Source organism: Nocardioides sp. SRI_004 (assembly GCF_057586415.1).
In genome coordinates, this window is record NZ_JBYCZV010000003.1 from 298278 (window position 1) to 310982 (window position 12705).

The 12705-nt window shown below is 69.8% G+C and carries 13 protein-coding genes; 12 read left to right on the forward strand and 1 reads right to left on the reverse strand.

Annotation, left to right across the window (positions count from 1 at the left end; all coding sequences use genetic code 11):
* Positions 1–14 precede the first annotated feature (14 nt).
* The gene (locus AC2YHB_RS05415) at positions 15–623 is read right to left on the reverse strand and encodes a TetR/AcrR family transcriptional regulator (protein WP_036542703.1); all 609 of its coding nucleotides are present in this window, start codon (positions 621–623) and stop codon (positions 15–17) included.
* Positions 624–710: 87 nt separating this feature from the next.
* Between AC2YHB_RS05415 and AC2YHB_RS05420 the strand changes: the two genes are divergently transcribed.
* The 12 genes from AC2YHB_RS05420 (at position 711) to AC2YHB_RS05475 (ending at position 12704) form a co-directional block, all read left to right on the forward strand.
* Positions 711–1649, forward strand: coding sequence for a DNA-3-methyladenine glycosylase family protein (locus AC2YHB_RS05420; RefSeq protein ID WP_487353621.1), 939 nt, complete (start codon positions 711–713; stop codon positions 1647–1649).
* Positions 1650–1730: 81 nt separating this feature from the next.
* On the forward strand, positions 1731–2690 hold the full coding sequence (locus tag AC2YHB_RS05425; RefSeq protein WP_487353622.1) for an SCP2 sterol-binding domain-containing protein: 960 nt from the start codon (positions 1731–1733) through the stop codon (positions 2688–2690).
* Positions 2690–3514, forward strand: a complete 825-nt coding sequence (locus AC2YHB_RS05430) for an MlaE family ABC transporter permease (RefSeq protein ID WP_036542710.1) — start codon at positions 2690–2692, stop codon at positions 3512–3514. Before AC2YHB_RS05425 ends, AC2YHB_RS05430 begins: the two co-directional genes overlap by 1 nt.
* Positions 3514–4383: an MlaE family ABC transporter permease gene (locus AC2YHB_RS05435; protein WP_036542713.1), complete on the forward strand. Its 870-nt coding sequence runs from the start codon at positions 3514–3516 to the stop codon at positions 4381–4383. Before AC2YHB_RS05430 ends, AC2YHB_RS05435 begins: the two co-directional genes overlap by 1 nt.
* A gap of 9 nt (positions 4384–4392) precedes the next feature.
* A complete protein-coding gene (locus AC2YHB_RS05440) occupies positions 4393–5436 on the forward strand; it encodes an MCE family protein (protein WP_487353623.1) in 1044 nt (347 codons plus the stop codon).
* Positions 5433–6449: an MCE family protein gene (locus tag AC2YHB_RS05445; protein ID WP_179651042.1), complete on the forward strand. Its 1017-nt coding sequence runs from the start codon at positions 5433–5435 to the stop codon at positions 6447–6449. Before AC2YHB_RS05440 ends, AC2YHB_RS05445 begins: the two co-directional genes overlap by 4 nt.
* On the forward strand, positions 6446–7423 hold the full coding sequence (locus AC2YHB_RS05450; protein ID WP_179651044.1) for an MCE family protein: 978 nt from the start codon (positions 6446–6448) through the stop codon (positions 7421–7423). Before AC2YHB_RS05445 ends, AC2YHB_RS05450 begins: the two co-directional genes overlap by 4 nt.
* Positions 7423–8451 (forward strand): MCE family protein, encoded by a 1029-nt coding sequence (locus AC2YHB_RS05455; protein ID WP_179651046.1) that lies wholly within the window; start codon positions 7423–7425, stop codon positions 8449–8451. Before AC2YHB_RS05450 ends, AC2YHB_RS05455 begins: the two co-directional genes overlap by 1 nt.
* A 17-nt stretch (positions 8452–8468) precedes the next feature.
* Positions 8469–9689: an MCE family protein gene (locus AC2YHB_RS05460; RefSeq protein WP_487353624.1), complete on the forward strand. Its 1221-nt coding sequence runs from the start codon at positions 8469–8471 to the stop codon at positions 9687–9689.
* Between the two features lies 1 nt (position 9690).
* Positions 9691–10779: an MlaD family protein gene (locus AC2YHB_RS05465; protein WP_179651049.1), complete on the forward strand. Its 1089-nt coding sequence runs from the start codon at positions 9691–9693 to the stop codon at positions 10777–10779.
* A gap of 71 nt (positions 10780–10850) precedes the next feature.
* Positions 10851–11411 carry a hypothetical protein gene (locus AC2YHB_RS05470; RefSeq protein ID WP_036542725.1) on the forward strand — a complete coding sequence of 187 codons (561 nt, stop codon included), beginning with the start codon at positions 10851–10853 and terminating at the stop codon, positions 11409–11411.
* 30 nt (positions 11412–11441) lie between these two features.
* Positions 11442–12704 carry a phospholipase D-like domain-containing protein gene (locus tag AC2YHB_RS05475; protein WP_242530634.1) on the forward strand — a complete coding sequence of 421 codons (1263 nt, stop codon included), beginning with the start codon at positions 11442–11444 and terminating at the stop codon, positions 12702–12704.
* Position 12705 lies beyond the last annotated feature (1 nt).

A 12705-nucleotide genomic window follows, 5' to 3' on the forward strand; every position in this document is an offset into this window, starting at 1 on the left:
AAGGCCCCGGGGACTCAGTGGCTCGCTTCGAGCACCGCTGCGCTGACCGCGCCGTCGATGACCTGCTCGTAGACCTCGTCGAGGTCGAGCAGGCCGGCGCTGGTGCCGGACAGGTCGCCGAAGTAGCCGGCGACCTCGAGCGACACGAAGCCGTGGAGCGAGGCGAAGAGTGCCATCGCCGTCTGCAGCAGGCGCTCCTCGGGCAGCCCGGCCGAGCGGACCATCACCGCGAGGGCCTCGATCGCCTCGAGCGCGGCGGCGTAGAAGCCCTCGCGGTCGATGGGCGGGCGGGTGAGGGCGGCGTACCGCTGCGGGTGCGTGCGCGCGAAGACCCGCAGCTCCCGGCTCAGCGCGCGGAGCCCGTCGAGGCCGGCGTGGCCCATCGCGGCCGCCCGGACGTGCTCGCCGAGCATCCGCATCGCGCGGACCTGCACGAGCGCGCGGAGGTCCTCGAGGTTGGCGACGTGGTTGTAGAGCGAGGAGACCCGTGCCTCGAGCTCGGCGGCGAGCGAGGTCATCGTGAGGGCGTCGTACCCGTCGCGGTCGACGAGCGCCTCGGCGGCCTGCAGCACGGCCTCCTGGTCGAGGCGGCCGCGCCGTCCACGCGTGGATTCGATGGTCAACTGCCCTCCGGGAGCCTGAGTGCGGTGAAAGGGATTCGTTCCTGCGCGAGAGAGCCTAGTCCAAAGCGGACGACTAGGCTGCGCCGAATGAACGTGCCGGACGCCGAGCGGGTGTGGCGCCCGGGACGGCCGGTGCCGGTCGCGGCGATCCTGCGCCAGCAGCGGCGCGGCGGGGGAGACCCGACCCACCGGCTCGACGTCGAGGGCCGCCACTGGCGCACCAGCCGTACGCCGGAGGGGCCGGTCACGCTCGCCGTCGCGGCCCAGGACGGGGCGGGCGACGTCCACGCCCAGGCGTGGGGGCCCGGCGCCGCCTGGGCGCTCGACCAGCTCCCGGCGCTGCTCGGCGACCTCGACGACTGGAGCGACTTCGAACCACGCCACCCGGTCCTCGCCGAGGCGCGTCGGCGCCATCCGCACCTGCGCCTGGGCCGCACCGACAGGGTGCTGGAGGCGATCGTGCCGGCGATCATCGAGCAGAAGGTCACCGGCCAGGAGGCCTTCGCCGGCTTCCGCGCCCTCGTCCGACGCCACGGCGTGCCGGCCCCCGGGCCGGGTGCCGGGCTCCGGCTGATGGTGCAGCCCGACGCCGCCACCCTGCGCGCGATCCCGTCCTGGGAGTGGCTCGCGCTGCACATCGACCCGGCCCGCTCCCGGGCGGTGGTCACCGCTGCACGCCACGCCGAGGCACTCGAGCGAATCGTCGGCGTGACCGGATCTGAGAGCGATCGCAGGATGCGCAGCCTGCCCGGTGTGGGCGTGTGGACGAGCGCCGAGGTGCGGCAGCGGGCGCTGGGGGACCCGGACGCCGTCTCCTTCGGCGACTACCACGTGGCCAAGGACGTGGGCTGGGCGCTGGAGGGCGAGCCCTTCGACGACGCCCGGCTGGCGTCGTACCTCCAGCCGTGGCGGGGTCAGCGCGGGCGCGTCCCGTTCCTGGTGGCGGCCGCCGGGTTGTACCGTCCGCGGCGCGGTCCGCGCATGTCGCCGCGTGGTCATCTGACGACACGTGACCAAATCGCGTGATATCTGTTACACCGAGCAACAGGCAGACGTTCAGGCAGGACCGCAGGCTCCCAGGCGGCGGTGAACGGACAGGGGTGACGCATGGCGACGGTGAGTTGGGCTGCCCTCGGGCACGCCACTCGCGAGGACGTCGCGGCATTGCTCCGCGACACCGCACCGGTCGCCCTGGTCGAGTCCATCCGCGCCGCGAGCGATGCCGAGCTCGTCGCCGCCACCCATGACGCGGCACCGGGCTCGCCCGTTGTCGAGGGCGTGATGCGTCGGATCGGTGAGATCGCCGTCCCGGCCCTGCTGGCGCAGGCCGAGGGCCGGGTGCGGTGGGAGTCCACCCAGCGCCCGGGCGAGGCGACCACGCTGTGCCTCCACGGCGGGGTCGCCGAGGTCGAGGCCGCCGCCGGTGCGGGCCCGGACGTCGTCGTACACGGGAGCGACCTGCAGCTGCTGCGGCTGGTCGCCGGCCAGCTCGACGTCGCCGTCGCCTATCTCGGCAACCAGATCGGCATCACGGGCGCGAGCAGCGTCGCGCTGGCCCTGGCCTCCCTCTTCACCGTCGACGGCACGCCCCCGGTCACCGGAGTGCCCGTCGACGTCCGTGACATCGACCCGGTCGACATCGCCCGGGTCCTCCACGGCGTCCCCGCCGACCACCTCCGGTCGGTCATGGCGTCGGACTTCAGGCCGGTCATCCTCGAGGAGATCTTCGGGCGGATGCCGGGCTTCGTGAACGGCCGAAAGGCAGCAGGCGTCCAGATCACGGTCGGCTTCAGGCTGACCGGGCGCCCCGACGGAGAGGTGGACCGTTACGTGCTCCGACTCAGAGACGGTCGGGCGACCGTTCTCGCCGGTGCGGCGGCAGATGCCGTCGGCCGCGAGGACCGCCATGCGACCGTGACGTGCGAGGCGGCCGACTTCCTGCGGTTGGTGACCGGGCACCTCAGCGCGGTGTCCGGCGTGCTGCGCGGCCAGCTCAAGGTGCGCGGCGACAAGGCCGCCGCCCTCCGGCTGAACGCCGCGTTCGACATCCCGACGGCGGTTGCCTGATGAGCGCGGTGGTGGCCTCGGGGCGCTCCGTCGTCGACAACCTGACCGGACGGTTCAAGGCCGGCGTCGTGACGACCGGCGAGCTGGTGAAGCTCGCGGTCGAGTCGATCCAGTGGGGTTTCTCCGACATCGTCGCCCGCCGCTTCTCGTGGAGCGAGTTCCTCCTGCAGTGCTGGTTCATGACCCGGGTCGCGCTGCTCCCGACGATCCTCGTCTCGATCCCGTTCGGCATCATCACCTCGGTCCAGATCGGTGCGGCGGCCAACCAGATCGGCGCACAGTCCTTCATCGGGGCGGTCAACGGCATCGGCGTGCTGCGCCAGGGCGCACCGCTGGTGACCTCGCTGATGATCGCCGGCGCGGTCGGGGCGGCCATCTGCTCCGACCTCGGCGCGCGGACCGTGCGTGAGGAGATCGACGCCCTCAAGGTCATGGGCATCTCGCCCATCCAGCGCCTGGTCGCGCCGCGCATCCTCGCCGCGCTGCTGGTGTCGGTGCTCCTGACCGTGATCGTCGCGATGACCGCGATGACGACCGCCTTCATCATCGTCGTCGGCCAGGGACAGATCTCGTCCGGCACCTACCTCGACTCCTTCGTGGGGCTCGCCCAGCCGGCCGACTTCGTCCTCGCCGAGTTCAAGGCCTTCATCTTCGGCTTCGTCGCCACCATCGTGGCCGCCCACAAGGGCCTCACGGCCCGCGGCGGCCCGAAGGGCGTGGCCGACGGCGTCAACCAGGCCGTGGTGCTCAGCGTGATCCTGCTCGCGGTGATCAACGTCGGCCTGACCCAGGCCTACGTGATGCTCTTCCCCGGAGGTGCCTGATGTCTGAGGTCCAGCTCGGGCGCAGCTTCGGCTCGCGCGTGTCCGACGCCCTGGTGGGCTTCACCGACGGGGTGATGAAGAGCCTGGCGACGCTCGGCGACTTCGTCACCTTCGCCATCAAGGTCTTCCGCGAGGTGCCGGCGACGATCGCCCTCTACCCCAAGGAGACGTTGCGCCAGATCAAGGACATCGCCTGGGGCAGCGGCGCGCTGCTCGTCGGCGGTGGCACGGTCGGCGTCATGATCCTGCTGTCGGTCGCGGCCGGTACGTCGATCGGCATCGAGGGCTTCAACGGCCTGGAGATCGTGGGCCTCGCCCCGCTCACCGGCTTCATCTCGGCCAGTGCCAACACCCGCGAGCTCGCACCGCTGATCGCGGCCCTCGCGCTCGGCGCCCAGGTCGGCTGCCGCTTCACCGCCCAGATCGGCTCCATGAAGCTGCACGAGGAGGTCGACGCGCTCGAGGTGATGGCGGTCAGCGCGATGCGCTACGTCGTCACGACCCGCGTGATCGCCTGCATGGTAGCGATCCTGCCGCTCTACATGATCGGCCTGATCGGCTCCTACATCGCCTCGCAGGCCTCGGTCGTCATCCTGTTCGGCCAGTCACCAGGCCAGTACGACCACTACTTCTCCACCTTCATCCAGGGGCGCGACATCGTCTTCTCGATCATCAAGATCCTGATCTTCTCGCTTGCCGTGGCCCTGATCCACAGCTGGTACGGCATGCGCGTCTCGGGCGGCCCCCAGGCGGTCGGAGAGGCCACCGGCACGGGGATCCGGGCCAGCATCGTGTCCATCGTCGTGCTCGACATGGTCCTCACCCTGCTGTTCTGGGGTGGCGACCCGGGCTTCCGGATCTCGGGTTGAGGTGACGACATGGCACGCGTAGTCACCCGCAACCAGCTCGCCCGGCGCGGACTGATCACCCTCGTGGCGATTGCCGTCATCGGCGCCTTCGTCACCCTGCGCAGCAACGGGACGTTCGGCTCGCAGCCGCACGTCACCGCTGACGTGGCCAACGCCGGCGGCGCGCTCCGCGCCGGCTCCGACGTCAAGATGAACGGCGTCATCGTCGGCAAGGTCTCCGAGATCCGCCGCTCCGACGACGGCCGGGGCGTCACCGTCGAGATGGCGATGTCCGAGGACGACATGGACTCGGTGCCCGGCAACGTCGTGGCCCGGATCCTGCCGGCCACCGTCTTCGGCACGACCTTCGTCGACCTCGTCGTCCACGGCACCCCCAGCGGAGAGATCAAGGCCGGGGACCAGATCAAGGCCGACGCCTCGCAGGAGACGCTCGAGCTCCAGCAGGCGCTCGACGACATCGACCGCCTGGTGAAGGCACTCGGCCCGGCCGAGCTGGCGTCCGCGATCGGCTCGGCCGCCGAGGCGCTCGACGGCCGCGGCAACCAGATCGGTACGACGGTCAAGACCCTCAACTCCTACCTCGACCGCCTCAACCCGCGGATGCCGCAGGTGCGCGCCGACCTCCAGGCCCTCGCGTCGACGACGCGGCTGGTCAACGAGATCGCGCCCGACCTGCTCGACGCGACCGACGACGTGCTGGTCACGATGAACACCATCGTCACCCAGGAGGCGGCGTTCACCGCGCTCATCAGCGGTGGTACGACGCTCGCCCGGACCTCGAGCGCGTTCCTCGCCAAGAACCAGAAGAACCTGGTGCGCTTCATCAACGGCTCGGCCGTGCTGCTCGACGCGGTCCACGACAACCGCCAGGCCGGCATCACCGACGCGATCGCCATCAACATCGCCCTCGGCACGACGCTGCCCGAGGCCGTCCGAGAAGGATTCGTGAAGACCGACGGCACGATCAAGCTGTCCTCCCCGCCGTACTACACCAGCAAGCCGAGGTTCCGCTCGTCCGCGGTCGGCTTCGGAGCACTGGGGGCCGAGCGATGACCGGAATCCGCACGATCGCGGTCAAGTTCGCCGCGTTCGCCGTCGTCAGCGGGCTGCTGATGATCTTGCTCGTCAACACGATGAACAACGGCATCAGCGGCGGGACCCGCGAGTTCTCGGCCGAGTTCGCCGACGTCAGCGGCCTGCGCAAGGGCGACGACGTCAAGGCCGCCGGCGTGCGCGTCGGCCAGGTCAAGGACATCAAGGCCTCCGACGAGGGCGCGATCATCAAGATCGAGCTGGTCGAGGACCAGGCGCTGCTCGACAACACCAAGCTCGTCATGCGCTACCAGAACCTGCTCGGCCAGCGCTACATCGGCCTGGTGCAGCCCACCGAGCGCGGCAAGGAGATCGAGGAGGGCGGGACGGTGCCGATGGCCCAGACCGACCCGGGCTTCGACCTCACCGAGCTGCTCAACGGCTTCCGGCCGCTGTTCCGGGTGCTGCAGCCGGGCGACGTCAACACGCTGGCCACCTCGCTGATCAAGGTGCTCCAGGGTGAGGACGGCAACGTCCAGCAGCTGCTCGCGCAGACCGGCCAGCTCACGAACTTCCTCGCGGACCGCGACGGCGTCATCGGTGAGGTGATGACCAACCTCAAGCCGGTGCTCGACAACCTCGCCGGCCAGGGCGACGAGCTCACCACGACGGTGCGCGAGCTGCGGGCCCTGATGACCGGCCTGGCCCGCGACCGGAAGTCGATCGGTGCCTCGATCGACGGCGTCAGCCGACTGGTCGGCGCGACGAGCTCCCTGCTGAAGGAGGTGAAGGTGCCGCTGGTCCGGGCGACCGACCGGCTCGTCACCGTCGCCGACATGCTGGAGCGCTCCCGCGGCGACCTGAAGGACGCGATCCCGGCCTTCTCGACCGTCTTCGAGTCGCTGGGTCGTGCGACGTCGTACGAGAACGCGCTCAACGTGTACGTCTGCTCGCTGTCGATCGCCATCGGCGCCAACAGCAGCGGCATCAACCCGGCCGGCAACAACGGCCCCTGGCGGCAGGTGTGCCGATGAAGCCCATGAACGAGCGCGATCCGCTGCGGATCGGCGTCATCACCCTGATCGTGATCGGCCTCATCGGCGCCTCCGTCGTGCTGCTGAGCGTCGCGAACTTCGGGACGAAGACCTACACCGCCGTGCTCGAGCACACCGCCGGCCTGCGCAAGGGCGAGGACGTGCAGGTGCACGGGGTCAACTCCGGCAAGGTGACCGGCATCGAGCTCCAGGACGACCACGTCCTGGTCACCTTCGCCCTCGACTCGGACATCGAGCTGGGGGAGCGGACCACCGCCACCGTCAAGGTCGCCACCCTCCTCGGCAGCCACTACCTGGAGGTCGACCCGAAGGGCTCGGGCGGCCTGGCCGACGACCGGATCCCGCTGGAGCGGACCGCCGTCCCCTACAACCTCCAGGACGTCATCGAGGAGGGGTCCCAGGCGCTCGACGAGCTCGACCCCGACCTCCTCGCCCAGGCGCTGACGGCGATGGCCGGCACGCTCGGGGCGAGCGAGAAGGAGATCGGGCCGGCGCTCGAGGGCGTCGCCCGGCTCTCCGAGGTCATCTCGAAGCGGTCCGACCAGGTCGGCGACCTGCTGGAGTCGACGCGCAAGGTCACCGACCAGCTCTCCGACAGCAGCCAGGACATCGTCGGGCTGATGAAGCAGGCCAACCTCGTCGTCAGCGAGATCACCGCCCGCAAGGAGGCGATCCACCGGCTCCTGGTCGAGACGACCGAGCTCGCGAAGGCGCTGACCGCGGTCGTGAAGTCGACCGACGGCAAGCTGAAGCCGGCGCTGACCGACCTCAACGCCGTGATCAGGACACTCAACGGACAGAGCAAGCAGCTGACCCACCTGCTCGAGGTCATGGCGCCGGCCGTCCGGTACGTCGCCAACGCCACCGGCAGCGGTCCGTTCATCCCGCTCTACCTCAAGCCGCCGGCGATCCCCGCCGACGACTCGACCTGCAAGCTGCAGGGGGCATGCTGATGCGCACCAGGCACATCCTCCGTTCGATCGGCGCCCTCGTCGCCGTCGCCGCGATCCTGCTGACCTCCGGGTGCAGCGTTGTCGGTGGTGGGGACAAGATCACCGTGAAGGCCTACCTGGCCGACTCGGCCGGCCTGTTCGTCGGCAACGACGTGGGCATCCTCGGCGTGACCGTCGGCGAGATCACGGCCATCGAGCCCGAGGGCGACAAGGTCCTCGTCACGATGGAGATCGACGGCGACCAGCCGGTCCCGGCCGACGCCGGCGCCGTCGTGGTCGCCCGCTCGGTGGCCACCGACCGCTATGTCGAGCTGACGCCGGTGTTCCACGAGGGCGACAAGAAGATGGCGGACGACACCACCATCCCGCTGGAGAAGACCCAGACGCCGGTCGACTTCGACCAGGTGCTGGCCTCGCTCAACGAGTTCGCCACCGGCATCGGCGGCAACAAGAAGACGACCAAGGCCGTCCAGCGCTTCATCGACGCCGGCACGCGAGCCCTCCAGGGTCGCGGTCCGCTGCTGAACCAGACGATCCACTCGCTGGCCGACGGCGTCGACGGCATCGCCTCGCAGCGCGAGGACGTCGCGGCCACGCTCAAGTCGCTCGACGTACTGCTGACGACGATCGCCAGCAACGAGTCGACGGCGCGCGCGTTCATCCAGCAGGTGTCGCGGGCCTCGAAGCTCCTCGCCGACGAGCGGGAGAACTTCCGGCAGGCGTTGCGCTCGCTCGACTCGGCGGTCACCACCGTCGCGAAGTTCGCCGTCGACAACCGCCAGGCGATCGTCGACAACGTCAACGGCTCCACCAGGCTCATGAAGACGGTGCTCTCCAAGCAGGAGCGCCTGGCCGAGATCCTGCGGGTCATGCCCGTGGCGCTGCAGAACCTGCGGATGATCCAGGGCGACCGGCTCCCGGTCCGGATCAACCCGCTGATCCTCGACCCGCTGGGCGGAGTGCTGCAGACGGTGTGCAACCAGCTGCCGCTCAACCTGTGCCAGTTCCTCACCGGACCGGTCGGGTGATGACGATGAGGACGACGATGCGAACCAAGACCGCACGCGCCTGCGCCGCCGCCGTGCTCGCCCTCTGGGTCGGCACGATGAGCGCCTGCGGGACGACGATGCGCGACCTGCCGATCCCGGGCACCGGCGTCTCCGGCGACACCATCGAGGTGAAGGCCCAGTTCGACGAGGCGCTCAACCTCGCCGTCGGCGCGCCGGTGAAGGTCAACGGCGTCGACATGGGCAAGGTCAAGGAGATCACCGTCAGCGACTTCGTCGCGGAGGCGACGCTGACGCTCAAGGCCGACGCCGAGCTGCGCGACGGGGCCAAGGCGCGGCTGCGCTACACGACCCCCCTCGGTGAGCTCTTCGTCGACGTCACCAACCCCGCCGACGGGAAGCTCCTGGGCGACGACGCCACGCTGGAGCGCAAGGACACCGAGACGGCGCCGACCGTCGAGGACGCCCTCGCGCAGGCGTCGCTGCTCATCAACGGAGGTGGCCTCGAGCAGCTGCAGACGGTCACCGAGGAGCTCAACACCGCCCTCAACGGCAACGAGGGCGACTACCGCACGCTCCTCGACCGGGCGTCGGTCTTCCTGACCCAGGCCAACGCGACCAGCCAGAGCATCGACGCCGTGCTGACCTCGCTCAACTCGCTGTCCAAGACGCTCAACTCGCGCGAGGACACGATCAACCGGGCAGTCCGCGAGATCGCGCCCGCGGCGAAGGTGCTGCGGGAGAAGACCCCGCAGTTCACCGAGCTGCTGGCCGAGGTCGAGAAGTTCACCGGTGCCGCCAACGACACCGTCACGGCGACCCGCTCCCAGCTGCTGACGCTGCTCAAGGAGATCGAGCCGGTGCTGGCCGAGTTCGCCAAGAACAACGGCTCGTTCGACACCTCGCTGCAGCGGATCATCAAGGCGTCCGGCGCCGCCGACAACATCATCGCGACCGACTACCTCAACATCTCGCTCCAGCTGCACCTGGACGGGATCGACGCAGGCGGGGTGGTCGGCGGGACGCTGGCCAACATCCTGAAGCTCCTCGGCATCGACACCTCGGCGCCCGGCCTCGGCAACCTGCTCGACAACCTCGGACTGGGCGGCCTGCTCGGCCTCGGCAAGCCGGCGAGCACGTCCGGCAAGTCCGGCAAGTCCGGTTCCTCGGGCGGCTCGTCCGGTGGATCGTCGGGCGGCAGCAGCGATCCGCTGGGCCTGGGCTCGCTCCTGAACGGCCTGCTCGGCGGGGGGAACTGACATGAAGATCCTGGGCAACAAGCTCTACCTGAGCCTGATCGGCATCATCCTGGTGCTGGTGTTCGCCGTCGCCTACGTGTTCGCCGCCGTCCTCGACCAGCCGCTCACCTCACGGCCGGTCGAGGTGAAGGTCGAGCTCGCGCAGACCGGCGGCCTGTTCGAGGGGTCCGCGGTGACCTACCGCGGCATCAAGGTCGGCAAGGTGCGGTCGATCGTGCCCGACGCCGAGACCGGCGTCGTGGCGACGATCGCGGTCACGTCCGGCACCGAGATCCCCAAGGACTCCATCGCGAAGGTCCGCAGCCTCTCGCCCGTCGGCGAGCAGTACCTCGACTTCCAGCCGAAGAAGGACGGCGGTCCCTTCCTGGCCAGCGGCGACGTCGTACCTGCGGAGTCGACGGACCTGCCGAAGAGCCTCAGCTCGACGGTCGTCGCGGTCAACAACGTGCTGCGCCAGATCGACGACAAGAAGCTCCGCACGGTGCTGAGCGAGCTCAGCACGGGCCTCAAGGGCACGGGCGACGACCTCGGCCAGATCCTCGACCAGGGCACGGCGATCCTGGAGACCCTGGACGCCGTGTGGCCCGAGACGGACCGCGTGATCAGCAGCTCCGGCACGGTGCTGGGCATCGCCACCGACAACGCCGACTCGCTGCGCCAGCTGGCGCGCTCGTCCAAGCAGTTCGCGCAGTTCCTGCGTGAGTACGACCCGGAGCTACGGCGGATGCTCAAGCGTGGCCCCGGCCAGATCAACGAGCTGGTCAAGCTGATCAAGGACGCCAACGAGGTGCTGCCCGGCTTCCTGGCCACGGGCGTCAGCTTCACCGACGTGTTCCGCTCCTACGAGCCGCACCTGCGGGCGCTGCTGCAGAACTACGGACCGGGCCTGCGCTCGGTGCTGGCCAAGGTCAAGGGCGGCGAGCTGCGCATCCAGATCATCACCAAGTCCGACCCGCGCTGCAACTACGGCACCTCGCGCCTCGACCCGCGGGTCAACGAGCGCCGGGCCCTGCAGAAGGACGGACGGTGCTCGGCATCGTTCGCCACCCTGCAGCGTGGCGCTGCCAACGCTCCGGGGCCGGTACGGTGAGCGCAGGGAGGGCCAGCCTGGACAAGCCGGGTGTCGAGCCTGCGAGCACGGAGGGGTCGGGAGCAAGCACGGTGAGCAGCGCGAGCACGAACAGCACGAAGGGTGCCGGACCGGGCAACCTGGTCATCGCCCTCGCTGCGGCACTGGTCGTGGCGCTCGCCGCCTGCGCGTGGCTGCTCGTCGACCGCCAGTCCGGCGACGACGGTGCCGACGCGCGCAGCCAGGTCCGTGAGCTCCAGGCCGAGAAGGCCGCCAACAAGGATGCGATCACCGCCGCGAGCGCCTTCGTGACCAAGGCGACCAGCTACTCCTACGAGGACGGCAAGCACGACTTCGCGTGGATCGACGAGCTGCAGAACAAGGAGGTCCGCGAGCGCCTCGAGAAGAACGTCGCCGACCTCAAGAAGGCCATCGAGGTCAGCAAGACCTCGGCCAAGGGCCAGGTGGTCGAGGCCGCCGGGCGCGTCGTGAGCGCCGAGCAGGTCGAGGTGCTCGCCTACTACAGCCAGGCGATCACCGACGACAGCGGCGAGGTGAGCGTCCAGGACGGCAGCATCCTGATGACGATGAAGCTGATCGGCGCCGACTGGAAGGTCGACTCGCTGCAGTTCCTCAGCCAGGTCGGCTCCTGACCGCTGGGCCGTCCCACTACTGTGACGCCTGTGGCGCACCGTGAACCCGACCCGCTCGCCGGGCTGAGGACCGTCCTGCGCCGGACGCTGATCACGCTGGTCGGCGTACCGTTCCTCGTCGCGATCGCGATGTCGCTGGTCGACTCCTACCGTCGTCGCGGCAAGCGGCCCAAGCCCTTCCCGACCCGGGAGCCGCGGGCCGTCACCGTCGGCGACGGGGAGATGACGACCTACACCTACGGTCGTGACCTGTACGACGACATGCTGGCGGCCATCGACGGCGCCGAGCACCAGATCCTCTTCGAGACCTACATCTGGAAGGGCGACGCGACCGGCGAGCGCTTCAAGCGCGCGCTGATCGCGGCGGCCGAGCGCGGCGTCGACGTCTACTGCATCTACGACGCCTTCGCGAACCTCGTGGTCTCGCCGGCGTTCCAGCGGTTCCCCTCGAGCGTCAAGGTCCTGCGCTACCCGGTCTACACGGCGGGCTGGCGCTTCTTCGACCTGCGCCGCTACGGCCGCGACCACCGCAAGATCCTCGTCGTCGACGACAACGTGGGCTTCGTCGGCGGCTACAACATCGGCTCGGCCTACGAGACCGAGTGGCGCGACACCCACGTCCGGATCACCGGCCCGGCCGTGTGGGACCTCAAGCGGGCGTTCGCCGACTTCTGGAACCTGAACCGTCGCCGGCGGCTGCGCGGCTCGGAGCGGCCCCTGCTGCTCGAGACGGCGTCGACGTGGGAGCCCCGCGTGCGCGTGCAGCGCAACGTGCCGCGGCTGTGGATGTTCCCGATCCGGGCGATGTACATCGAGGCGATCAACCGGGCCAGCCGCAACGTGTGGCTGACCCAGGCCTACTTCCTGCCCGACGAGGACTTCATCGACGCGGTGAAGGACGCGGCCCGGCGCGGCGTCGACGTACGCCTCCTGCTGCCGCTGAAGTCCAACCACATCGTCGCCGACTGGATCTCGCGGGGCTACTTCAGCCAGCTCCTCGACGCCGGCGTGCGGATCCTGCGCTACCGCGACGCGATGGTGCACGCCAAGACCGCCACCGTCGACGGGACGTGGGCCACCGTCGGCACGGCCAACATCGACCGGCTCAGCCTCCAGGGCAACTTCGAGATCAACATCGAGGTCATCGACGAGTCCTTCGCCAAGGAGCTCGAGGCGATCTTCGAGGTCGACCAGTCCCACTGCCTCGAGCTCACCAGCGGGGAGTGGGAGGCGCGGGACATGCACCGCAAGTTCACCGAGCTGGTCCTGGCGCCGCTCCGCCCGCTCCTCTAGC

What these genes read in the sequence shown, in the direction of transcription:
- AC2YHB_RS05420 (WP_487353621.1), top strand. Translation starts at nt 711, where the DNA reads ATGAACGTGCCGGACGCCGAGCGGGTGTGGCGCCCGGGACGGCCGGTG.
- AC2YHB_RS05425 (WP_487353622.1), top strand. Translation starts at nt 1,731, where the DNA reads ATGGCGACGGTGAGTTGGGCTGCCCTCGGGCACGCCACTCGCGAGGAC.
- AC2YHB_RS05430 (WP_036542710.1), top strand. Translation starts at nt 2,690, where the DNA reads ATGAGCGCGGTGGTGGCCTCGGGGCGCTCCGTCGTCGACAACCTGACC.
- AC2YHB_RS05435 (WP_036542713.1), top strand. Translation starts at nt 3,514, where the DNA reads ATGTCTGAGGTCCAGCTCGGGCGCAGCTTCGGCTCGCGCGTGTCCGAC.
- AC2YHB_RS05440 (WP_487353623.1), top strand. Translation starts at nt 4,393, where the DNA reads ATGGCACGCGTAGTCACCCGCAACCAGCTCGCCCGGCGCGGACTGATC.
- AC2YHB_RS05445 (WP_179651042.1), top strand. Translation starts at nt 5,433, where the DNA reads ATGACCGGAATCCGCACGATCGCGGTCAAGTTCGCCGCGTTCGCCGTC.
- AC2YHB_RS05450 (WP_179651044.1), top strand. Translation starts at nt 6,446, where the DNA reads ATGAAGCCCATGAACGAGCGCGATCCGCTGCGGATCGGCGTCATCACC.
- AC2YHB_RS05455 (WP_179651046.1), top strand. Translation starts at nt 7,423, where the DNA reads ATGCGCACCAGGCACATCCTCCGTTCGATCGGCGCCCTCGTCGCCGTC.
- AC2YHB_RS05460 (WP_487353624.1), top strand. Translation starts at nt 8,469, where the DNA reads ATGCGAACCAAGACCGCACGCGCCTGCGCCGCCGCCGTGCTCGCCCTC.
- AC2YHB_RS05465 (WP_179651049.1), top strand. Translation starts at nt 9,691, where the DNA reads ATGAAGATCCTGGGCAACAAGCTCTACCTGAGCCTGATCGGCATCATC.